Genomic DNA, 21,355 nt, shown 5'->3' on the forward strand with positions numbered 1-21,355 from the left:
GGTTAGACCGCAGCCTCTGCGCGTTCGGCAAACAGGCTGTTTGTTCCGGTCCCTGTGATTCGCACTTTAATAATGTCACCGATTTGCGATGCTTTTGCATCAACATTCACTGATTGAAGCCAGGGAGAACGTCCGATTAGTTGTTCCGGCATGCGACCGGGCTTTTCGAGCAACAGGTCGATCTCTTTGCCGATGCAGGATTCGGCAAATTCCTGCTGCTGCTTCAGGAGAAGCATCTGCAGGCGTTCCAGCCGTTCTGCCTTGATCTCTTCCGGCACCTGGTCCTTCAGCTCCGCGCCGGGCGTGCCCGGCCGTGTCGAGTATTTGAACGAGAAGGCCTGTGCATAACGGACCTCCTCCACAAGTCTCAATGTATCCTTAAAATCCTCATCTGTCTCCCCCGGAAAGCCGGTGATGAAATCGCCCGACAGCGCGATATCGGGCCGCACCGTGCGGATCCGCTCGATCAGCGCCAGATATTCGGCCGCCGTGTGGCGCCGGTTCATCGCTTTCAGGATGCGGTCCGAGCCCGATTGCACCGGCAGGTGCAGATAGGGCATCAGCGCGCGTAGGTCGCGATGGGCATTGATCAGCCGGTCGTCCATATCGCGTGGGTGGCTTGTGGTATAGCGCAGCCGCGCAAGGCCGGGGATCTCGGCCAGCCGGTACAGCAGGTCGCCGAGGCTCCATGCCTCGCCATGGCTCCCGGCGCCGTGCCAGGCGTTGACGTTCTGCCCGAGCAGGGTTATCTCGCGCACCCCGCTGTCGGCGAGCTTTTCGGCTTCCTCGACGATCTGGGAAACCGGCCGCGACACTTCCGAGCCGCGTGTATAGGGCACGACGCAGAAGGTGCAGAATTTGTCGCAGCCCTCCTGCACCGTCAGGAAGGCGGTAACGCCGCGGGCGCGGATCCTTCGGCTCTCGGCGATCGGCAGATGCTCGAACTTGTCCTCGATCGCATATTCGGTGTCGACGACGCGCTGGCCTTGTTTGGCCAAGCGTAGCGCTTCCGGCAGGCGATGATAGGTCTGCGGGCCGATGACGACGTCGACGGCGGGTGCGCGGCGCAGGATCTCTTCGCCTTCGGCCTGGGCGACGCAGCCGGCAACGCCGATCATCATCTCCCGCCCGTCCGCCGCCTTCTTCTTTTTCATATCGCGCAGCCGTCCGAGCGCCGAATAGACCTTCTCGGCCGCCTTTTCGCGGATATGGCAGGTATTGAGGAGAACGAGGTCCGCCTCTTCCATATCTTCCGTCGGCTCATAGCCGTCGCGGGCGAGCGCATCGCTCATGCGCATGGAATCGTAGACGTTCATCTGGCAGCCATAGGTCTTGATGAAGACCTTGCGGCTGTTGCTGCCGTCGCGGAGGCTCTCGCTGGGAATTGCCTCGGGGGCCTGGAGAAGGGCGCTGTCCTGTGTCATGGCGCGCTATTTAGTGGTTTTTGCCGCCGGAGAAAATCGAAATCTTGCTTCAGGAGATTTCCCGCCCGCGCAGGCGGCTGTTCAGGAGGTTGCGGATGCGCAAGGCGATCGTCGCGCTCACCTCCTTGCGGCTGGTCTCGGCGCGGTAATCCACCGCCTCGCCGAAGGAAACTTCGGCGTCGATGGCGCCACAGCGCACGATGTCGATGAGATGCGGCAAGAGGTCGAGATCCCCCGGCCAGGCCGCGAGCCGCCGGTGATAACGCCCCATGGCGATGCCGTGCACCCTGGTATAGGCAACAGCCACCGGCTGCACCACGACCGTTCCCGTCGGCGAATAAGGCACGGCCATCGCTGCAGCGCCGAACAGCGAGGACTTGACCTCCAGCAGCCGGTTCCCATCCGAGGTCGTGCCTTCGGGAAAGAGCACGACGATCTCACCGTCGGCCATGCGCCCGGCGATCTCGTTTGCCTGATGGCCGGTCTTGCGCCGCTCCTCGCGCACGACGAACACGCTCTTCTGCAGCTTGGCGAGCGTGCCGAAGATCGGCCAGTCGCTCACCTCGATCTTGGCGATGAAGGCGACGTCGGCAACGGCCGACAGCACCATGATATCAAGCCAGGAGGAATGGTTGGAGCAGAGCATCAGCGGCCGGCGGTCTTCCAGCCTGCCCGTGACGTGGACGCGGATGCCGAGACAATAGCAGACGATGCGGTGCCAGACGCGCGGCAGCCGGCGGCGCAGCCGCCAGTCGAAGCGTAGCGCCAGCAGTTGCAGCGGCATGAGCACGATGCTGACCGCAAGGATGACGACCGCGGCGAAGGCGATGCGCAGCCAGGCGATCAAATGCTGGTCTCCCGGGCGGCCATTGCTTCAGAGGTCTTCCTTCTTCAGCGGGACGCCGTAGAGCTCCAGCCGATGGTCAACCAGCCGGAAGCCGTGCTCGCGGGCGATGCGCTCCTGCAGCGCCTCGATCTCCGGCGAGCGGAATTCGATGACCGTGCCGGTCTTCAGGTCGATGAGATGGTCGTGGTGTTCTTCCGGCACCGTTTCGTAGCGCGAGCGCCCGTCGCGGAAGTCGTGGCGGGCGATGATGCCGGCATCTTCGAACAGCTTTACGGTGCGGTAGACGGTCGAGATCGAGATCTTCGCGTCGACCTTCACCGAGCGGCGGTAGAGTTCTTCGACGTCGGGATGGTCTTCCGAGTCTTCCAGGATGCGCGCGATCACGCGGCGCTGCTCGGTCATGCGCATGCCGCGTTCGGTGCAAAGCTCCTCAAGGGTCTTGGCTACATCAGTCATCGCCGGCCTATAGAGAATTCGTGTTTCGACAACGCCGCTGGGGCATTTGCGCCAGCCTGCATGTTGTCTCGCTGCCAGGGAACTACCGAAGAACGCGCTTCATGACAAGCGCCGTGGAGAGGGCGCCGTTTTCTTGTCTGTAGTAACCCTGACGTTCGCCGACCTTTTCGAAGCCGAGCTTGCGGTAAAGGCCAAGCGCTGCCGTATTGCCGTTGTCGACCTCGAGAAACATGCTCTCGCCGCCGCGCGACCGCGCTTCCCGCATCGCCGCCTGCATCAGTCGCCAGCCAAGTCCGGCACGGGCGACCTTCGCCTGCACGGCAATCGTCAGGATCTCCGCCTCGCCGGCGACATGGCGGGCGAGAATGAACCCCGGAAGCGGCTTTTTCAGGAAGGCATTGGTCTGGCGCGCGACGAAGCCGAAGACGGTATCCTGCATCAGCAGCCCGTGAAATTCACCGTCGCCCCAGGGCCGGGCGAACCGCTCGCCATGCAGGGCGGCAACATCGCGGCAATCCTCGCGCTCCATGGCGATGATCTCGAATTCCGGTTTCAGCGTCAGATAGCTTTCCAGCATCGTCATACTCGTCGCGCAATCGCGTACCCGGCCTGCGGCTTGGCATCGGGTCCGCGCAGATAAAGGGGCTTCGGCTTTCCGGCATCGGGGGAGGCGGCAGCGCCCAGGCGCGCCACGACGGAGATTGGATACCTGTTGGTGTGATCGCCGAAGGCGTCGGCCCTGAGGAGCGGCGTCGCCGAACCGGTAATCTCGCCGTCGAAACCGGCGGCAAAAACCTGCGCTTCCGCAACACTGACTGCCCGTGGCGCGTCGAGGGGCGAACCGTCGGCCGCGAAGGACTGGAGGTAGATTTCGTCCCGCTTAGCATCCATCGCCGCCAGCACGTCGCGATGAGGCGTCTCGTTACGCTGGGCTGATGCCATGACTTGGAGCGTGGTGACGCCGACGGCCGGCACATTGAGGGAAAGCGCAAAACCGCGGGCTGCGGCAACGCCGACGCGGATACCGGTAAAGGAGCCGGGACCGATGGTGACGGCAAGGCGGTCGACATCCGAAAGGGCCAGTCCCGCCTGATCGAGTGCGCGATCGACGATACCAATCAGATGTTCAGCATGCCCCTTGCCGATCATGTCCGATGCCTCCCCCAGCACCGTATCCCTGCCGCTGTCATAGACGGCGGCAGCGCAGTCCACACCTGCCGTGTCGAGCGCCAGAATGATCATGCCATCAATTTCCGAATAAACCAGTGTCGCCTATCGATAAATCCGTTCGGCCGAACCTGAGATGAACGGCTGGACGAATTCAAGATTTTTAAGCGGCAATCACTTCCTGCACTTCCGGAACGAAATGGCGCAGCAGGTTCTGGACGCCGTGCTTCAGCGTTGCCGTCGAAGACGGGCAGCCGGCGCAGGACCCCTTCATGTTCAGGTAGACCTTGCCGTCCTTGAAGCCGCGGAAGGTGATGTCGCCGCCGTCCTGGGCAACGGCAGGGCGCACGCGGGTCTCCAGAAGCTCCTTGATGGTCAGCACGATCGATTCATCGCCTTCGTCGAAGAATTCGTCGCCGGCATCGGCGTCTTCGGAGAGGATGGAGGCATCGCCCATGACCGGCTTGCCGGACATGAAGTGCTCCATGATCGAGCCTAATATAGCCGGCTTAAGATGCTGCCAGTCGGCATTGTCCTTGGAGACGGAAATGAAATCATAGCCGAAATAGACGCCGGTGACGCCCGATATTTCGAACAGGCGGGCGGCGAGCGGTGAAGCTTGAGCTTCTTCGGCGCTGCGGAACTCGGCCGTGCCGTTTTCCATCACCACCTTGCCCGGCAGGAACTTCTGCGTGGCGGGGTTCGGCGTGGCTTCGGTCTGAATGAACATCTGGTTCTCCATGCGGTCGGCCCAGGGCCTCGGCCGTCTTTAGAATTCTTCAAAAGAAGATAAGCCGATTGACGGCTCTAATCAAGACACTTGCACTCAAGAAAAGCTTGGACAGGATGATTTTAGGCCTGTTCTGCCTAAAATCTGAATCCTGTCCTACATTATATAGTTAGGCATGATATCGTCCGAAAATTCCTCACAGTTTTCGGCATCATGCTCTAGCAGAGAGCGTCGATTTCCTCATTGGTCAGCGTATCCGGCAGCACCGTGACCGGGATCGGAAACGCCGCTGCGCGGCCGGCGACCGACGAGACCAGCGGCCCTGGACCTTCCTTCGCCGAACCGGCGGCCAGAACCAGGATCGCCACATCGCGGTCTTCCTCGATCACGGCGTTGATCTGTTCGGCAGCACCGCCCTCGCGGATGACGACTTCAGGCTCGATGCCGATGGTCTCGCGCACGATCTGGGCGATCTTGGCAACGACCGCCTCGGCCTCTTCACGCGCTTCGGCCCGCATGATTTCTTCGACGCCGAGCCATTGCTGGAAATCCCCATCCGGGATCACATAGAGCAGCACCAGCCCGCCATTGGAATTCTTCGCGCGCCGGCCGGCATAATGAACGGCGCGTTGGCATTCGGGTGTGCCGTCGATTACCGCCATGAATTTGCGGCGGTGACCTTCCAGCCGTGAGAGTCGCTTCGATACCATGGCGCGGACTCTGACACCCGAAGCGGAAAATTTGCAAGTCCAGTTTTTGTCCTGATGCCCGAGAGGAAATCCTCTTCTCCCCAGGGGAAGGTCCCCTTCTCCCACGGCAGAGAGAAGAGGAGATTTATCTCAATAGAGGAAGCCGATGACGTCGCGCACCTGGCGCATCGTCACCTCGGCGCGTGCCCTGGCGCGTTCGCCTCCCTTGCGCAGGATCGCGTCGATATGGCTGGTATCGTCCATCAGCCGGCGCATTTCGCGGGTGATCGGCGCGAGCACGTTGATCGCCAGGTCGACCAGCGCCGGTTTGAAGACGGAGAATTGCTGGCCGCCGAATTCGGCAAGCACGTCCGCCTTCGACCTGTCGGCGAGTGCGGCATAGATCGCCACCAGATTGTCGGCTTCCGGACGGCCCTGCAGCCCGTCGATCTCGCTCGGCAAGCCGTCCGGATCGGTCTTGGCCTTGCGCATCTTCTTCGAGATCGCGTCCTCATCGTCCATCAGATTGATGCGCGAGAGATCGGAGGGGTCCGACTTCGACATTTTCTTGGTGCCGTCGCGCAACGACATGACGCGCGGTGCCGGTCCGCCGATCAGCGGCTCGACCATCGGGAAATAGGCATGCACCGGCTCGTTGCCGACGGTGATGTCGACGCCGTAATCGGTCCTGCTGATATGCTCGGCATAGTCGAGGTTGAACTTCATCGCGATGTCGCGGGCAAGCTCCAGATGCTGCTTCTGGTCCTCACCAACAGGCACATGGGTGGCGCGATAGACGAGAATGTCGGCAGCCATCAGGCTCGGATAGGCGTAGAGCCCGAGCGAGGCCTGCTCTCGGTCCTTGCCGGCCTTGTCCTTGAACTGCGTCATCCGGTTCATCCAGCCTATGCGGGCGACGCAGTTGAAGATCCAGGCGAGTTCGGCATGCTGCGGCACGGCCGACTGATTGAAGACGATATGTTTTTCCGGATCGATGCCGGCGGCGATGAAGGCGGCGGCGATCGAGCGCGTCTGGCTCGGCATGTCCTCATGCACGAGCTGGGCGGTGAGCGCATGCATGTCGACGACGCAGTAGATGCAGTCATTGCCTTCCTGCAGCGCCACGAACCGGCGGATCGCGCCGAGATAATTGCCGAGATGCAGATTGCCGGTCGGCTGTACGCCGGAGAATACGAGTTTCTTGAATTCGTTCATGTCGTCCTCAATAGGCTGGTGGAGGGCCCCAGGGCTCTGCGCCCATGTTGCTAACGCGGCGGCTTATGCACGGGCGACTGGTCGCAATCAAGGGGTTCAGGCGGCAGTGTGCTGGATCAGATCGAAAGTGTTGCCGTAGGGATCCGCAAACACCGCCACCGTGCCGTAAACCTCGTGACGCGGCTCTTCCAGAAAGCGCACGCCGACTGCCAGCATCGCGGCATGGTCGCGGGCGAAATCGTCGGTCTTCAGAAAGAAGCCGACACGCCCGCCGGTCTGATTGCCGATGGCCGCGCGCTGCGTCTCGTCTGCCGCCTGCGCCAGCAGAAAGGCGGCTCCATCCCCACCCTTCGGCTTCACCACCACCCAGCGCTTGCCCTCCGGCTGCAGCTCGTCCTGCAGGCAGTCGAAACCGAGACCATTGCAGTAAAAAGCCTTGGCGCGGTCGTAATCGTCGACCACGAGGGTGACGAGAAAAATAGACTGGATCGTCATGTACTGCCTCGCGTTTGAGATGTTTATTCCAGTTGTGAGCGGCAATTCTCTGGATTTTAAGCCGAATTGATCAACTGCCTTACTCACAATTGAGTATAAAATTTCACAAAAAAGCTTTTTTTGAACCGAAAATCCTGCGCCTGGTGCCGGCGCCGTTGGGGTCGCTGGGATAGCCGATCGGAGCGACCATGCAGAACGCAATTTTGCTCGCCATGGCAGGCCTTTTCGCCCTACAATCAGCAACGGCTGCCGTCGGTCAAGACATGAAAAGGCATGCCATTCATCTTCCAAAACCTCAGGCACGTCTCGCCTACACGGTCCAGACCGTCAGCGTTCGTGCCAGCTGCTTTCCGGGGCGCCTGCGTGCGGTCCTGTCGCATATTGCTGCGAAGACCGGCCGGCGCCCGGTGATAACCTCGGGCCACAGGCCGCATCCCCGCCGCCACGGGTCCCTGCACGGGAAGTGTCTGGCGGCCGACATCAGGATACCCGGCCTGTCGGAGCGCACGATCATTGCTGCCGCAAGAAGCGCGCCGGGCATCGGCGGCATCGGCAGCTATTGCAACGGCATCATTCATGTCGATGTCGGACCGCAGCGACGATGGGTGGATTGCTGAGGAATCATGCGGTCCGCCTTTTCCCATTCCGGTTTAAGGATCGCCGATTCAGTGGCGGCGCAAAGACCTGCCGCGACCAACTCTATTGGCCGCTCCGCGGCGTCACCGCCACCCGCAAGAGGCGCATGAATAGTTTTGTATCGTCATCGAGGCTGGAACCATTCCATTGCGCGTGTTTGATCCCATCCATTGCAGCCATCATGATATTGGCCAATTGATGAGGCGAGGCCTGCAGTGGTTCGAGATCGATTTCCTTGGCTTCCGCAGCGACATTCAGCGTCTGTGTCAGCATAGTCAATAGCCGTGTCCGCGCGTCGAGCGTGATATCCGCAGCCAAGGCCATATTGGCGGCAAACAGTTCTTCTGCATCGGAACTGCCGCCAAAAGGGGCGATTAACTCCCGCTGAAACAGTGCTATGGCCATTTCCATGCGGTCAAACGCGTTCCCCTGTCCCGCCAGGGCCGCTTCTACCTTATCCAGTGCGCGAGTATGCGCCCGCATCGAGCCGGCTCGGAAAAGCTCTTCCTTGCTGTTGAAGCTCAGATAGAGCGATGCTCGCGAAATTCCTGCGGCGCGCGCAATGTCGGCCATGGAAGTCTTGCGAAAGCCGAAACGCACGAACACCGGCAGGGCGGCATCCAGGATTTGGGCGATTTTTCGATCAGTCTGCGTCATTTGGACAGACTGGCATTTTATGACCATTCTGTCAAAAGACGAGTAGACAAATAATGTGTATCTGTCTAAATCGATGAAAGCGCATCGGTGCGCAGTCAGGAGATACCCATGAGTATCACGTCAGATAATTCTAATGGCGCCAACGTACTGGTGACCGGCATTGGCGGATTTCTCGCAGGCCACATTGCCTTGCAGTTGCTCAAGCAGGGGTATCGGGTCAGAGGAAGCCTGCGCAGCATCGGTACAAGCGCTGCGACGGTCGGTCTGCTTGGAGCGCACACTGACGGGCAACTGCAAAATCTCAGTCTGGTGCAGGCCGATCTTGATAGCGATGGCGGTTGGGCTGCGGCTGTCGAAGGATGCGACTATGTCATTCACACCGCATCGCCTTTCCCTCCGGGATATCCTGAAAATGAGAATGCACTGATCCAGACAGCCCGCGATGGTGCGTTGCGTGTGCTTCGCGAGGCGCATCGGGCACGGGTCAAACGTGTGGTTCTGACATCCTCCATAGCTGCCACCAACCATGGCGACGGGCAGGCGCCCTTTACCGAAGAGAATTGGACCGACCCGGAAAGCCCGCGGGCGACGCCCTATTACAAATCCAAGACGCTGACTGAGCGGGCTGCCTGGGCCTTTGCTCATGAAGTCGGGCTCGATCTGGCCGTGATCAATCCAAGCACGATCCTCGGGCCGTTGCTCGGGCCGAATTTCGGGACGTCCGTTGGATTGATCCACCATTTGATGACGGGACGATTCAACGGTATCCCGCGCTTTGGCTTCTCCGTCGTGGATGTGCGCGATACCGCCGATGCCCACATTCGAGCGATGACCAATCCTGCTGCCGGCGGCCAACGGTTCATCATCGGTGGACGGTTTTTCTGGCTCAAGGACCTTGTGGCCATTCTTGCCCATTCCTTTCCCGACCATGCCTCCCGCCTGCCGTCAGGCGAAGTCTCTGACGAGATGGTCAGGGTCATGGCGCAATCCGACCCTGATGCACGAACCATTGTTCATGAGCTCAATCGCGACCTCAGTGTCAGTGCAGCAAAAGCCCACCGCGTCCTCGGGTGGCGCTCACGTCCAGATGAGCAATGCATCCGCGCCAGCGCCCAAAGCCTCATCGACTTGGGATTGGTGCCGACCTCGAATGGAGAACCGGCAACGCGACGGCCAGTGACTGCATCATAGTCGCCGCCTATGCCGAGAGAATTAACCGATCCTTAGAACAGGATGATTTTAGGCCGGTCGGCCTGAGATAGAATCCTGTTCAAAATCAAATAATTAGAGCACGATGTTGTCCGAAACCGCTGACGCTTTCGGCATCATGCTCCAGCTTCAATTGGAGAACGGACATGACAATCCCGACCGTCGACGCATCCCAATCGGCCAGTGAGGCCAACCTTCTTCGCGAAACGGAGCGCGCGAGGCTGCGTGCCCTGATCAACGCCGATATGCTTCGGGCACGGCAGCTTCACGCTCCGGACTTCCAGCTGATAACGCCGATCGGTGCCGCGCTTTCTAAGGAAGAATATCTGGGTGCGATCGCCTCCGGGCAGATCAAATACCTGACCTGGCAGCCCGCTGACATTGCCGTGCGGCTTTATGACGGTGTAGCCGTTCTTCGGTATCGCGCTCAGCTGGAGGTCGTCTTCGGCGGCCACAAAGTCGCCCTCAACGACTACTGGCACACTGACACGTATGAGCGGCATGACGAACGATGGATGGTTGTCTGGTCTCAAGCCACAGCTATCAAGTAGTCAGAGTCACGGTGGTACGACTGGCCTCACCCGTCCTTTGCCGGCGCCGGTTTGCGCTTCAGATTGCGTCGGATCATGCCGAGATTTGCACCGCCGACCAGGAAGGCGGCGGCGAAATAGATCAGCATGGCGATTGCAATCAGCAGCCCGAGGGTGCCGATCTTGGTAAGAAGCGGCGCGCCGGAAGCAAGCCAAGGCGCCCAATATTGCTTGAGGAAGACGATGGCCGCACCCATGACGGCCGCAGCGACGATCAGCAGCGCGGTGCGCTTTGCCAGCGCCCATTCCCATGTCAGGTGGCCACGGCGCAAAAGCGTGGCAAACAGCAGCACGGTGCTGATCCAGCCGGCCGTGGCTTCGGCAACGGCGATGCCGGGCGCGCCCATATAGGGAAAGAGGGTCAGCGCCGTAGCGCAATTGGTCGCGACCGCGATGGCCGAAAAACGCATCGGCGTCTTGGTGTCCTCGCGGGCATAGAAACCTGGCTGCAGCGCCTTGATCAGCACGAAGGCCGGCAGGCCGATGCCGTAAATCGCCAGGATCGAGCCGACGACGGCGGTGTTTTCCTGATGGAAGGCGCCGCGCTCGTAGAGCACGCGGATGATCTCGTCTGACAGGATCCAGAGCGCGAAAGCAGCGGGGATCGTCAGGAACAGCACGAATTCGATCGAGCGGTTCTGCAGGTTTCCGGCCTCGCGCAGGTTGCCGCCCTTCAGCGCCCGGGCAAGCTCCGGCAGCAGCACGACGCCGACGGCGACGCCGACGACGCCGAGCGGCAGCTGATAAATGCGGTCGGCATATTGCAGTGCTGCGATCGCGCCGTCGCGGGATGACGCAATCGCCTGGCCGATCAGCTGGTTGATCTGCGTGATGCCGCCGGTCACCGCCGCCGGCACCGCCAGGATCAGCAGCCGCTTGACATTCGCAGTCATCTTCGGGAAGCGGAAGCCGATGCTCATGCCGGCTGCAAGCACGCCGACATAGACGACGGCGAGCTGCAGGACGCCGGCGGCAAGAACGCCCCAGGAGAGGTACCACGCCGTCGCCAGCGGATCGGCGCCGGTATAGAGCGCATAAAACAGCGCCCCGATCATCACCACGTTGAGGAAGACGGGTGCTATGGCGGCGGCGAAGAAATGATGCAGCGAATTCAGCATGCCGCTCATCATCGCCGTCAGCGACATGCACATCAGATAGGGAAACATCACGGCCGCCATGCGGATCGTGATCGAGAATTTTTCGGGATCGTCGGCAAAGCCCGGCGCGATGACGAAGCGCACCAAGAGCGGCATGGCAAGCTCCATGACGATGGTGATGAGGAGCAGCACCGAAAACAACACGCCGAACACTTCTTCGGAAAAGCGCTTGGCGCCATCCGTGCCGTTCGCCTCGATCTCTTTGGCAAAGAGCGGCACGAAGGCGGCGTTGAAGGCGCCCTCGGCAAACAGCCGGCGGAAGAGATTCGGAAAGCGGAAGGCGGCGTAGAAGACGTCGGCCATTGGTCCGGTTCCGAGCGCCGCAGCCATCAGCGTTTCGCGGGCGAAGCCGAAGATGCGGCTGCCGAGGGTGGCGCCGCCGACGGTCGCGAATTTCTTGACCAGGCTCATGCGTTTGGGCTCATGCGTGGGGACTCATGCGTTCAAGCTCATATGGGGGAACCGGCCTTCTTTTCGTTGGCAGGCGGGGTCCGGGCGGTGGCGGCGGGTGCGATGATGCCGGAGGGCATGCGCTCGCGCAGCTCGTCTTCTTCCTCGGCCATGACGGCCTTCATCCGGGCGGTGATATTTGCGCGCTTGCTGTCGCCTGATATTTTCTGGCCGACCAGATCGGTGACGTAGAAGGTGTCGATCACCTTCTCGCCGAAGGTGGTGATGCGCGCCGACTGGATGTCGAGCGACAGATCGGAAAGGACGGCAGTGATCTCCGACAGCAGTCCCGGCCGGTCGAGGCATTCGACTTCGATGACCGTGAACTTGTTCGACAGGCTGTTGGTGATGTTGACCGACGGCGGAATGACGAAGGCCTTGCTCTTCTTGCGGTTGCGCGCGCGTGTGGCGATGACCTCGGGCAGGCGCTTGCGGCCGGACAGCACGTCCTCGATCATCCGGCCGATCGTCGCGGCCCGGCGCAGCTCGTCGGCATCGTCGGTAAATTCGCGGCTCACATGGATCGTGTCGAGCGCCCGTCCGTCCGATGTCGTGAAAATCTGGGCGTCGACGATGTTGGCCCCAGCCGCGGCACAGGCGCCGGCAATGACGGCGAGCAGTCGAGGATGGTCGGGCGACAGCACGGTGATCTCGGTGATCGCGTGGAAACTGTCGGTGCGCACCGTGGTGGCGAGCGCCTGGCCCGCTTTATCCGCCTGGCGGATGAAATGGGCATGGCGGATCTGGTCTTCCAGCGGCACGGAGAGCAGATAGGGCTGGTAGTGCAGCTTGGTATAGATGTTGCGGTCCTTCTGGCTCCAGTCGGCGAGTGCGGACCGCAGCGCGTCGGCCGCGGCATTGGCCCGCTCCTTGCGGGAGACCTCCGAAAAGCCGCCGGCGAGCAGCAGCTCGGTCTCATAATAGAGCGTGCGCAGCAACTGACCCTTCCAGCCGTTCCACACACCCGGACCGACGGCGCGGATATCGCAGATCGTCAGGATCAAGAGCATCTTGAGCCGGTCGAGAGACTGCACGCGGTCGGCAAAATCGGTGATTGTCTTGCGGTCGGTGAGGTCGCGGGTCTGCGCCACCATCGACATGGTCAGATGTTCTTCGATCAGCCAGACGACGATTTCCGTCTGCTTCTGCGACAGGCCGAAGCGGGCGCAGAGCTTGCGGGCGACGCGGGCCCCGGCGATCGAATGATCCTCCTGGCGGCCCTTGGCAATGTCGTGGAGGAGAACGGCGAGATAAAGCGCCTCGCGGTCTTCGATGCCAGGCATCAGCTTGTTGGCGAGCGGATGCAGGTCCTCGGCGCGCCCCTTGTCGATCTCTGAGAGAATGTCGACGGTGCGGATCAGATGTTCGTCGACCGTATAGTGGTGATACATGTTGAATTGCATCATCGCGACGATCTTGCCGAATTCGGGGATGAAACGGCCGAGCACGCCGGCCTCGTTCATCCGGCGCAGGATGAGCGCCGGGTCGCGTTTCGACGTCAGGATCGACAGGAACAGGCGGTTCGCCTCGTCGTTTTCCCGCAGGTCGTTGTCGATCAAAGCGAGGGAACGGGTGACGCGTTTCAGCGCGTCCGGGTGGAATTCCAGCCCGTTGATGTCGGCGACGTGGAAGAGCCGAATGATGTTGACGGGATCGCGCTTGAAGACTTCGGGGTCGGCCAGCGCAATACGGCCGCGGTCTTCGACGAATTCGACGCTGCCGGCGATCTTGCGGTTGCGATGGGTGAAGCGGCTGATGACGCCGGTGAGGCCCGGGATCGACTTCGCCTGCTGGTCTTCAAGTGCGGCGCACAGGATGCGCGTGAGATCGCCGACATCCTTGGCGACGAGGAAATAGTGCTTCATGAAGCGCTCGACGGCCGAAAGGCCCGGGCGGGTGTGATAGCCGAAGGCTTCGGCGATCTCGCGCTGGATATCGAAGGACAGGCGCTCCTCGGCCTTGCCGGTCAGGAAGTGCATATGGCAGCGCACCGCCCAGAGAAAATCGTCGGCTTTCTCAAGCAGGCGGTATTCGTGCTTGGAGAGCACCCCGAGCTTGACCAGCTCCGCCTGGTCGCGCACGTGATAATAATATTTCGAGATCCAGAACAGCGTGTGCAGGTCGCGAAGCCCGCCCTTGCCTTCCTTGACGTTCGGTTCGACGAGATAACGCGTATCGCCCGCCTTGCGGTGGCGCTCGTCGCGCTCGGCAAGCTTGGCGGCGATGAATTCCGGTCCGGTGCCGGTGACGATCTCCTTGTCGAAGCGGGTCTCGAGCTCGGTCTCCAGCCGCTGCAGACCGCAGATGTAGCGCATTTCCAGGATGGCGGTGCGGATCGTCATGTCGGACTTGGAAAGCGCAATGCATTCCTCCACCGTGCGGGTGGCGTGACCGACCTTGAAGCCCATGTCCCAGAGCACGTAGAGCATGAATTCGACCGCTTTGTGCGTCTCTTCGACAGGCCTCGGCAGGAAGAGGAACAGCAGGTCGATATCCGAACCGGGCGCCAGCGTGTCGCGGCCGTAGCCACCGACGGCGGTGACCGCGAACTTGTCCTTCTGCTGCGGAAAGATATGGGTGGTGGCGAAATTGTAGAGGACGGTGGTGATCTGATCCTGCAGCCAGGAAATCCGGTAGGCGCAATTGAGCCCGCCGCCATCGGCCATCAGTGCGGCGCGCGCCTTCTGCCGGCCTTCGGTGCTCGCCTTCTTAAGCACCGCCAGAAGATCGGCGCGCAGGACATCGGGCCGGTTCCGGTTGGCCTCGGCAACGGCGTCACACTGCTTCTGCAAGAGCTCGACGTCGAGGATATTGGAGAAATCGAGGTCGCGCATCGCTATCGCCGGGGCGGTTTCCTGTTCATGCCGGACTGCCGGTTCACGGCCTGCCGCTTGTTTCGTCTGCATGCGCTATAGCCCCTTTGCCCGGCAATTGACACGGGCCTTCATACTGCAAGAACCTTTAAATTTGGCGAAATGGTGTTGCCAAGCGGCAAGAAGCGAGAGCGCTTTGACGCAAGGCGCCGACTGTTCCCGAAAAGCTCAGGCTGCGGCCCGCGCATTCAGCAGATGCAGCACCTGCCGTGTCTCGCGCATGATCTCCTCGATCGCCTGCCTGTCGCATTCGCGATAGCCGGCCTTGGCAATCGAGGTGCCGAGCTCTGAGATCACAGCGCAGCAGCGGGTGATTTTCAGCATGCCGATCGGCGACGTCCAGCCGCGGGCATTGCGGTCCTTATCGGCCCGCCGCATCGTATCGAGCATGGAGCAGATGAGCGAGAGGCGCTCGGTTTCGCGAACCAGTTTTTCCATGAACATGGCGCGCCGCTCCTATTTCAGCTTGTTCTTGAGGTCGTAAAGCGCATCCATTGCCTCGCGCGGCGTCATGTCGTCAAGGCTCATCGCCTTCAGCGCCTCCTCGACCTTAGAGGCCCCGCGGGCCGTTTCCTCACGGCGCACCGCCACCTGGAAAAGCGGCAGGTCGTCGATCAGCTGGCTCGCCGGGTTCTTGCGGTCGGCATCTTCGAGACGGGTGAGCACGTCGCGGGCCCGCGCCACGACCGAGGCCGGAAGCCCGGCAAGGCGGGCGACCTGGATGCCGTAGGAGCGGTCCGCCGCACCCGGCCCGACCTCGTGCAGGAAGATGACGTCGCCGTCCCATTCCTTGACGCGCATCGTCGCGTTCGATAGCCGGCCAAGCTTTTCCGAAAGCACGGTCAGTTCGTGGAAATGTGTGGCGAAGAGGCCGCGGCAGCGGTTGGCCTCATGCAGGTGCTCGACGGCGGCCCAGGCGATCGACAGACCGTCGAAGGTGGCGGTGCCGCGGCCGATCTCATCGAGGATGACGAGCGAACGGTCGCTCGCCTGGTTGAGGATCGCAGCCGTTTCCACCATCTCGACCATGAAGGTGGAGCGCCCGCGCGCCAGGTCGTCGGAGGCGCCGACACGCGAGAAAAGTCGGTCGACGATACCGATATGGGCTGATGTCGCCGGCACGAAGGAGCCCATCTGCGCCAGGATCGATATCAGCGCGTTCTGGCGCAGGAAGGTCGACTTGCCGCCCATGTTCGGGCCGGTCAGCAGCCAGATCGCCCCGTCCCGGTCGCCGGTCCTCGGCGACAGATCGCAATGATTGGCGACGAAGGGGCCGCCCGCCTGCCGCCGCAGCGCCTGCTCGACGACCGGGTGGCGCCCGCCCTCGATGGCAAACATCTTCGAGCCGTCGACCTGCGGGCGGCAATAGGCCTGCTCCTCGGCGAGAAGCGCCAAGCCTGCGGCGACGTCGATGACGGCAAGCGCCCGGGCGCCCGCTTTGATCGCCTCGGCTTCGGCAACGACGGCCGCCGTCATCCTGTCGAAGGCTTCGAGCTCGATCGTCAGCGCCTGGTCGGCGGCATTGGCGATGCGGCTTTCGAGGTCGGCAAGTTCGGTCGTGGTGAAGCGCATCGCGTTCGCCATGGTCTGGCGGTGGATGAAGCGGGCCTTCGCGTCCGCCGTCTCCGTCATCGGCGAGGCGTTGCCGGCGGTGACTTCGATGAAATAGCCGAGGACGTTGTTGTGCTTGATCTTCAGCGACCGGATGCCGGTCTCCTCGGCATATTGCAGTTGCAGGCCGGCGATGACGCGACGCGACTGGTCGCGCAGCGCCCGGACTTCGTCGAGCTCGGCGCTGGCGCCGTCGCGCAGGAAGCCGCCATCGCGCTTCAACAGCGGCAATTCGTCGACGAGCGTTTCGGCAAGCAGTTTTTCCAGGGCCGCGGGAAGGGCCTGCAGCCCGGATCGCGCCTGGCCGAGCTCTTCGGGCAGCATCGCCTTGCCGAGCATCGCCGCAACTCCGCTCGCCGCGTCAAGACCTTGGCGTATCGCTGAGAGATCGCGCGGGCCGCCGCGGTCGAGCGCCAGGCGCGACAGGGCGCGCGGCATGTCGGGCACATGTTTCAGCGTGTCGCGCAGATTGCCGCAGAGCAGGGGTTCGTCGATCAGGAAGCCGATCGAATCGAGCCGCGCATTGATGCGAGCAGGGTCGGTCAGCGGCGACATCAGCCGCTCGGCAAGAAGCCTGGCGCCGCCGCCGGTAACGGTGCGGTCGATCGCCTTCAAGAGCGAACCGTTGCGATCGCCGGATAGCGTGCGGGCAAGTTCGAGATTGGCGCGGGTGGCGGGGTCGATGAACAGCGTCGAAGCCGCACTTTCCCGCTCCGGCTTTCCAAGCGGTGGCCGCTCGGCGATCTGCGTCTTCTCGACATAGGCGACGGCTGCCGCTGCGGCCGCAAGTTCGGCGCGCGAGAAGGTGCCGAAGCCGTCGAGCGTCGAAACGCCGAAATACCGCGCGATCCGGCCTTCGGCGCTGGCGCTGTCGAAGAGCACGGAAGGCTGCGGCACCGCTGTGCGGCCGAGCACGTCGAAGACCGGCTTGAGTTCGGGATCGTGAAACATCGTGTCGGGCAGGATGAGCTCGCGCGGATCGATGCGCAGGATATCGGCAAGGAGGCGCGAGGCTTCGGTCTCGGCAAGCCGGAAGACGCCTGTGGAAATATCGATCCAGGCAAGCGCCAGCAAAGCCTCGCCGCTGGCGCGAATGCGGGTCAGCGCCATCAGATAGTTGGATTCCGAGGGCGAAAGCAGCTTTTCCTCGGTGATCGTGCCGGGTGTGACGAGGCGCACAACGTCACGTTTGACGACGGATTTCGCGCCGCGTTTTTTCGCTTCCGCCGGATCCTCGATCTGCTCGCAGACGGCGACGCGGAAGCCGAGTGAAATCAGCTTCTGCAGATAATCGTCGGCTGCATGCACCGGAACGCCGCACATCGGAATATCCTGGCCCATGTGCTGGCCGCGCTTGGTCAGCGTGATACCGAGCGCGCGTGAGGCTTCCAGCGCATCCTCGAAAAACAGCTCGTAGAAGTCGCCCATGCGATAGAAGAGCAGCGAACCCGGATTGTTCGCCTTGATCTCGATAAATTGCTCCATCATCGGCGTCGCCGAGGCACGGCTTTCCGCCGTGGCGAGCTCGGCCGCCGAAAAAGCTTCATTCCCTGTGTCTATTCGTGCGTTCACGGAGGTGCAGTTTTTCCCAAAAAAACAGGTGCCAACCCTATCCGCGCGCCGCTATAGATGACAACAGCATTTGAGGAAGAGCAAAGCGTCGCCCACAGGACGTTGGAGGATTTATGCCCGATATCGATAAGAAGGACCGGCCGGTGACCTCAGTTACCGACCAGGAGGCGCTCGATTTTCACGCAATGGGCCGGCCCGGCAAGCTGGAGATCAACCCGACCAAGCCGATGGCGACGCAACGCGACCTCTCGCTTGCCTATTCGCCGGGTGTTGCCGTGCCCGTGAAGGCGATCGCCGCCGATCCGCAGACAGCCTACGATTATACGGCGCGCGGCAATATGGTTGCCGTCATTTCCAACGGCACGGCGATCCTCGGCCTCGGCAATCTCGGCGCGCTGGCGTCCAAGCCGGTCATGGAAGGCAAGGCGGTGCTGTTCAAACGCTTTGCCGATGTCGATTCAATCGACCTCGAGATCGATACGGAAAATGTCGACGAGTTCATCAACTGCGTACGCTTCCTCGGTCCTTCCTTCGGCGGCATCAACCTCGAGGATATCAAGGCGCCGGATTGTTTCGTCATCGAAAGCCGGCTGCGCGAGCTGATGGACATTCCGGTGTTCCATGACGACCAGCATGGTACGGCGATCATCGCCGCCGCCGGCCTGATCAACGCGCTGGAGCTGACCGGCCGCGACCTGAAGACGACGAAGCTCGTCTGCAACGGTGCGGGTGCGGCGGCGATCGCCTGCGTCGAACTCATCAAGGCAATGGGATTTGCGCCCGAGAACGTTATCCTCTGCGACACCAAGGGCGTCATCTACCAGGGCCGCACCGAGGGTATGAACCAGTGGAAATCGGCGCATGCGGCAAAGACCGACACGCGCACGCTGGAAGAGGCGATGAAGGGTGCCGACGTCGTTTTCGGCCTGTCGCAGAAGGGCGCGTTTTCGGCCAAGATGATCCGCTCGATGGCGGAGCGGCCGATCATCTTCGCCATGGCCAATCCCGATCCCGAGATCACCCCGGAAGAGGTGGCCCGAATCCGCGACGACGCCATCATGGCGACCGGCCGTTCGGACTATCCGAACCAGGTCAACAACGTCCTCGGCTTTCCCTATATCTTCCGCGGCGCTCTCGATGTCCGCGCCTCCACAATCAACGACGCAATGAAGATCGCCGCCGTCAACGCGTTGGCGAACCTTGCCCGCGAGGACGTGCCCGATGACGTCGTTGCCGCCTACCAGGGCAACCGGCCGCGTTTCGGATCGCAATACATCATCCCCGTTCCCTTCGATCCCAGGCTGATCTCGGCGATCCCGGTGGCGGTCGCGCAAGCCGCGATTGAAAGCGGTGTCGCCCGCAAGGTGATCACCGACATGGCGGGTTATGCCCGCGAGCTTTCGGCGCGCCGCGATCCGATCGCCTCGACGCTCGCCAGCCTTTACGAGCGCGTCCGCCGCCGCCCGAAGCGGATTGTCTTTGCCGAGGCCGAGGAAGAGCAGGTCCTGCGCGCCGCCATGTCCTACGCCAACCAGCAGCTCGGCACCGCCATCCTGCTCGGCCGCGAGGACCTGATCCGGGCGACGGCGGAACGCGCCGGCATCGATCTCAACCGGCCCGGCCTCGAAATCGTCAATGCCCGGCTTTCGACCCGGGTCGAGGCCTATATCGATTATCTCTATGCCAGGCTGCAGCGACACGGTTACCTCCACCGCGACGCCCAGCGGCTGATCCACAACGACCGTAACCACTTCGCCGCCACCATGGTGGCGCTTGGCGATGCCGACGGCATGGTGACGGGCATCACCCGAAACTATTCGACGGCACTCGAAGATGTGCGCCGCTGCATCGACGAGAAGCCCGGCCACCGTGTCATCGGCGTATCGCTGGCGCTCTGCCGCGGTCGCACGGTCTTTGTTGCCGATACCGCGGTGCACGACATGCCGACGGCCGAGGAGCTTGCCGATATTGCCGAAGAGGCCGCCGGTCTCGCGCGGCGCATGGGTTATTCGCCGCGGGTCGCCATGCTGGCCTATTCCACCTTCGGCCATCCCTCGGGCGAACGTTCCGAGCGGGTGCGCGAGGCGGTAAAGATCCTCGACAAGCGCCGCGTCGAATTCGAATATGACGGCGAGATGGCGGCCGATGTCGCTCTGAACCGCAAGGTGATGGAGCAATATCCCTTCTGCCGCCTCTCCGGCCCGGCCAACGTGCTCGTCATGCCGGCTTTCCACTCGGCCTCGATCTCGACCAAGATGCTGCAGGAACTCGGCGGCTCCACGGTGATCGGCCCGATCCTCGTCGGCCTCGACAAGCCGGTGCAGATCACCTCGATGGGCGCCAAGGACAGCGACATCGTCAACATGGCGGCGATCGCCGCCTACGGGGCGGGTTAGTAGTCTTCCTCGCCTATAACAGAGATATGTGCTCGGCTAGCAGCGCGTCCGCCGGGCACATATTTTTCGGTGATTGAGACATGAACGGGAGTTCAATACGCTGGGGGACCGTTAAGACCGACCCCTCAACGCTGCTTCGTCTGAATTACCCTAGAGCATGATGCCGAAAAGTGTGAGCGGTTTTCGGACGACATCATGCTCTAACTATATAATGTAGAACAGGATTCAGATTTTAGGCCGAACCGGCCTAAAACCATCCTGTTCTAGCTCGCGAAGCGGCCAGCGTCGGCGCCGTAATAATTCAGATAGCGGTCCGAAATGCTGGAGATCGGCAGCACGATCAGCACGTCGGTCGTGTTGAAGGCATGATCAACGACCGCGTGGGAGCCGACCATCGCACCGAGGCGCAGATAGCCCTTGATCAGCGGCGGCAGGGCCATCAGTGCCCGCTTCGGGTTGATGGCCTCGACCGGCATCAGGTCCATGTTGCGGGCCAGATGCGGCAGGGCGCCGACGGCCCATTCGTTCTTAGCCAGCACATTGTGGTAGAGGAAGGACAGCGCCAGCGCGTGGCTTTCGAGATAGACGCCGGGGAAAGAGGCGCAGCCGAACATGGCGCTGACACCGTGCTTCAGCGCGTAGGCCCAATTGCCCTGCCACAGGAGCTCGACGGTGCGCTTGGTGCGGTATTCCGGCAGCACGCAGGAGCGGCCGAGCTCCATGAAGCGCTTGTCCGGATGTTTGGCGATGAGGCCTTCGATTTCGAATTCGGAAGCCGAGTAAAAACCGCCATTGGCGATAGCGACATCCTGACGCAGCAGACGGTAGGTGCCGACGATCTGGTCTTCCGGGTCGCCCTCGATCGAGCGGTCGAGCACGAGAAGATGATCGCAGACAGCGTCATAGGCATCGACATCGCGCTGGCGGCGCATGGCGTCCAGCGGCAGCTGCGCCTTCATTTCGTCGACGAAGACGCGGTAGCGCACGGCCTGGGCAGCATCGATCTCGCGTGCCGTGCGGGCAAGGCGGGTCTCCAGATTGCCGATGCGGCCGAGGATATCACCGTCCTTCTGCACGGCAGCCGTCGAGGGCCGTGCAGCCTCCGCCGTGGTGTCACGATTCAGGATGTCGATGGCGGACATGACGATTCTCCCGTTGCCGGCTTATCGACGCCATAAAAC

The 21,355-nt window shown here is 62.0% G+C and carries 19 protein-coding genes; 4 read left to right on the forward strand and 15 right to left on the reverse strand.

What is annotated here, in order from left to right:
- Positions 1-2 precede the first annotated feature (2 nt).
- From miaB to BA011_RS21785, 9 genes are all read right to left on the reverse strand, one after another.
- Positions 3-1,424 carry a tRNA (N6-isopentenyl adenosine(37)-C2)-methylthiotransferase MiaB gene (gene miaB, locus BA011_RS21745; protein WP_065281967.1) on the reverse strand — a complete coding sequence of 474 codons (1,422 nt, stop codon included), beginning with the start codon at positions 1,422-1,424 and terminating at the stop codon, positions 3-5.
- Between the two features lie 49 nt (positions 1,425-1,473).
- Positions 1,474-2,271: a lysophospholipid acyltransferase family protein gene (locus BA011_RS21750; RefSeq protein ID WP_065281968.1), complete on the reverse strand. Its 798-nt coding sequence runs from the start codon at positions 2,269-2,271 to the stop codon at positions 1,474-1,476.
- A 27-nt stretch (positions 2,272-2,298) separates the two neighbouring features.
- Positions 2,299-2,727, reverse strand: a complete 429-nt coding sequence (locus BA011_RS21755) for a Fur family transcriptional regulator (RefSeq protein WP_003544875.1) — start codon at positions 2,725-2,727, stop codon at positions 2,299-2,301.
- Positions 2,728-2,809: 82 nt separating this feature from the next.
- Positions 2,810-3,310 carry a GNAT family N-acetyltransferase gene (locus BA011_RS21760; RefSeq protein WP_017958702.1) on the reverse strand — a complete coding sequence of 167 codons (501 nt, stop codon included), beginning with the start codon at positions 3,308-3,310 and terminating at the stop codon, positions 2,810-2,812.
- Positions 3,307-3,969 (reverse strand): tRNA (adenosine(37)-N6)-threonylcarbamoyltransferase complex dimerization subunit type 1 TsaB, encoded by a 663-nt coding sequence (gene tsaB, locus BA011_RS21765; RefSeq protein WP_065281969.1) that lies wholly within the window; start codon positions 3,967-3,969, stop codon positions 3,307-3,309. The genes BA011_RS21760 and tsaB overlap by 4 nt, the downstream gene beginning before the upstream one ends.
- Before the next feature lie 88 nt (positions 3,970-4,057).
- Entirely contained in the window at positions 4,058-4,624 is a 567-nt protein-coding gene (locus tag BA011_RS21770) for a NifU family protein (RefSeq protein WP_017958704.1), read from the reverse strand.
- A gap of 218 nt (positions 4,625-4,842) precedes the next feature.
- Positions 4,843-5,334 carry a universal stress protein gene (locus BA011_RS21775; protein WP_003544884.1) on the reverse strand — a complete coding sequence of 164 codons (492 nt, stop codon included), beginning with the start codon at positions 5,332-5,334 and terminating at the stop codon, positions 4,843-4,845.
- Positions 5,335-5,463: 129 nt separating this feature from the next.
- Positions 5,464-6,528: a tryptophan--tRNA ligase gene (gene trpS / locus BA011_RS21780; RefSeq protein WP_065281970.1), complete on the reverse strand. Its 1,065-nt coding sequence runs from the start codon at positions 6,526-6,528 to the stop codon at positions 5,464-5,466.
- Between the two features lie 96 nt (positions 6,529-6,624).
- A complete protein-coding gene (locus BA011_RS21785) occupies positions 6,625-7,023 on the reverse strand; it encodes a VOC family protein (RefSeq protein ID WP_065281971.1) in 399 nt (132 codons plus the stop codon).
- Between the two features lie 188 nt (positions 7,024-7,211).
- On the opposite strand from BA011_RS21785, the gene BA011_RS21790 reads away from it, so the two are divergent.
- Positions 7,212-7,640 (forward strand): YcbK family protein, encoded by a 429-nt coding sequence (locus BA011_RS21790; protein WP_017958707.1) that lies wholly within the window; start codon positions 7,212-7,214, stop codon positions 7,638-7,640.
- An 82-nt stretch (positions 7,641-7,722) separates the two neighbouring features.
- On the opposite strand, the gene BA011_RS21795 is transcribed toward BA011_RS21790, so the two are convergent.
- Positions 7,723-8,316 carry a TetR/AcrR family transcriptional regulator gene (locus tag BA011_RS21795; RefSeq protein WP_237352503.1) on the reverse strand — a complete coding sequence of 198 codons (594 nt, stop codon included), beginning with the start codon at positions 8,314-8,316 and terminating at the stop codon, positions 7,723-7,725.
- Between the two features lie 87 nt (positions 8,317-8,403).
- On the opposite strand from BA011_RS21795, the gene BA011_RS21800 reads away from it, so the two are divergent.
- Both BA011_RS21800 and BA011_RS21805 read left to right on the forward strand, forming a co-directional pair.
- Complete coding sequence (locus tag BA011_RS21800; RefSeq protein WP_237352505.1) at positions 8,404-9,507, forward strand: SDR family oxidoreductase; 1,104 nt, start codon at positions 8,404-8,406, stop codon at positions 9,505-9,507.
- Between the two features lie 164 nt (positions 9,508-9,671).
- A complete protein-coding gene (locus BA011_RS21805; RefSeq protein WP_065281974.1) occupies positions 9,672-10,076 on the forward strand; it encodes a nuclear transport factor 2 family protein in 405 nt (134 codons plus the stop codon).
- A gap of 26 nt (positions 10,077-10,102) precedes the next feature.
- On the opposite strand, the gene murJ is transcribed toward BA011_RS21805, so the two are convergent.
- The 4 genes from murJ to mutS all read right to left on the reverse strand — a co-directional run bounded on the left by murJ (position 10,103) and on the right by mutS (position 17,778).
- Positions 10,103-11,683, reverse strand: coding sequence for a murein biosynthesis integral membrane protein MurJ (murJ, locus tag BA011_RS21810; protein WP_065281975.1), 1,581 nt, complete (start codon positions 11,681-11,683; stop codon positions 10,103-10,105).
- Between the two features lie 38 nt (positions 11,684-11,721).
- A complete protein-coding gene (locus BA011_RS21815; protein ID WP_065281976.1) occupies positions 11,722-14,628 on the reverse strand; it encodes a [protein-PII] uridylyltransferase in 2,907 nt (968 codons plus the stop codon).
- 135 nt (positions 14,629-14,763) lie between these two features.
- On the reverse strand, positions 14,764-15,039 hold the full coding sequence (locus tag BA011_RS21820) for a hypothetical protein (RefSeq protein ID WP_065281977.1): 276 nt from the start codon (positions 15,037-15,039) through the stop codon (positions 14,764-14,766).
- A gap of 12 nt (positions 15,040-15,051) precedes the next feature.
- Positions 15,052-17,778, reverse strand: a complete 2,727-nt coding sequence (gene mutS, locus BA011_RS21825) for a DNA mismatch repair protein MutS (RefSeq protein WP_065281978.1) — start codon at positions 17,776-17,778, stop codon at positions 15,052-15,054.
- 113 nt (positions 17,779-17,891) lie between these two features.
- Between mutS and BA011_RS21830 the strand changes: the two genes are divergently transcribed.
- Positions 17,892-20,174, forward strand: coding sequence for an NADP-dependent malic enzyme (locus BA011_RS21830; RefSeq protein ID WP_065281979.1), 2,283 nt, complete (start codon positions 17,892-17,894; stop codon positions 20,172-20,174).
- A 263-nt stretch (positions 20,175-20,437) separates the two neighbouring features.
- Here the strand turns inward: BA011_RS21830 and BA011_RS21835 are convergent, their stop codons facing one another.
- A complete protein-coding gene (locus BA011_RS21835) occupies positions 20,438-21,316 on the reverse strand; it encodes a GNAT family N-acetyltransferase (RefSeq protein ID WP_017958720.1) in 879 nt (292 codons plus the stop codon).
- Between the last annotated feature and the right edge of the window lie 39 nt (positions 21,317-21,355).

The sequence above is a fragment of the Rhizobium leguminosarum genome, from assembly GCF_001679785.1.
Lineage (GTDB): Bacteria > Pseudomonadota > Alphaproteobacteria > Rhizobiales > Rhizobiaceae > Rhizobium > Rhizobium leguminosarum_R.

What these genes read in the sequence shown, in the direction of transcription:
- BA011_RS21755 (WP_003544875.1), bottom strand. Translation starts at nt 2,727, where the DNA reads ATGACTGATGTAGCCAAGACCCTTGAGGAGCTTTGCACCGAACGCGGC.
- BA011_RS21760 (WP_017958702.1), bottom strand. Translation starts at nt 3,310, where the DNA reads ATGACGATGCTGGAAAGCTATCTGACGCTGAAACCGGAATTCGAGATC.
- BA011_RS21830 (WP_065281979.1), top strand. Translation starts at nt 17,892, where the DNA reads ATGCCCGATATCGATAAGAAGGACCGGCCGGTGACCTCAGTTACCGAC.
- BA011_RS21805 (WP_065281974.1), top strand. Translation starts at nt 9,672, where the DNA reads ATGACAATCCCGACCGTCGACGCATCCCAATCGGCCAGTGAGGCCAAC.
- BA011_RS21775 (WP_003544884.1), bottom strand. Translation starts at nt 5,334, where the DNA reads ATGGTATCGAAGCGACTCTCACGGCTGGAAGGTCACCGCCGCAAATTC.
- tsaB (WP_065281969.1), bottom strand. Translation starts at nt 3,969, where the DNA reads ATGATCATTCTGGCGCTCGACACGGCAGGTGTGGACTGCGCTGCCGCC.
- BA011_RS21815 (WP_065281976.1), bottom strand. Translation starts at nt 14,628, where the DNA reads ATGCAGACGAAACAAGCGGCAGGCCGTGAACCGGCAGTCCGGCATGAA.
- BA011_RS21795 (WP_237352503.1), bottom strand. Translation starts at nt 8,316, where the DNA reads ATGACGCAGACTGATCGAAAAATCGCCCAAATCCTGGATGCCGCCCTG.
- BA011_RS21770 (WP_017958704.1), bottom strand. Translation starts at nt 4,624, where the DNA reads ATGTTCATTCAGACCGAAGCCACGCCGAACCCCGCCACGCAGAAGTTC.
- BA011_RS21820 (WP_065281977.1), bottom strand. Translation starts at nt 15,039, where the DNA reads ATGTTCATGGAAAAACTGGTTCGCGAAACCGAGCGCCTCTCGCTCATC.
- miaB (WP_065281967.1), bottom strand. Translation starts at nt 1,424, where the DNA reads ATGACACAGGACAGCGCCCTTCTCCAGGCCCCCGAGGCAATTCCCAGC.
- trpS (WP_065281970.1), bottom strand. Translation starts at nt 6,528, where the DNA reads ATGAACGAATTCAAGAAACTCGTATTCTCCGGCGTACAGCCGACCGGC.
- BA011_RS21835 (WP_017958720.1), bottom strand. Translation starts at nt 21,316, where the DNA reads ATGTCCGCCATCGACATCCTGAATCGTGACACCACGGCGGAGGCTGCA.
- BA011_RS21785 (WP_065281971.1), bottom strand. Translation starts at nt 7,023, where the DNA reads ATGACGATCCAGTCTATTTTTCTCGTCACCCTCGTGGTCGACGATTAC.
- BA011_RS21790 (WP_017958707.1), top strand. Translation starts at nt 7,212, where the DNA reads ATGCAGAACGCAATTTTGCTCGCCATGGCAGGCCTTTTCGCCCTACAA.
- murJ (WP_065281975.1), bottom strand. Translation starts at nt 11,683, where the DNA reads ATGAGCCTGGTCAAGAAATTCGCGACCGTCGGCGGCGCCACCCTCGGC.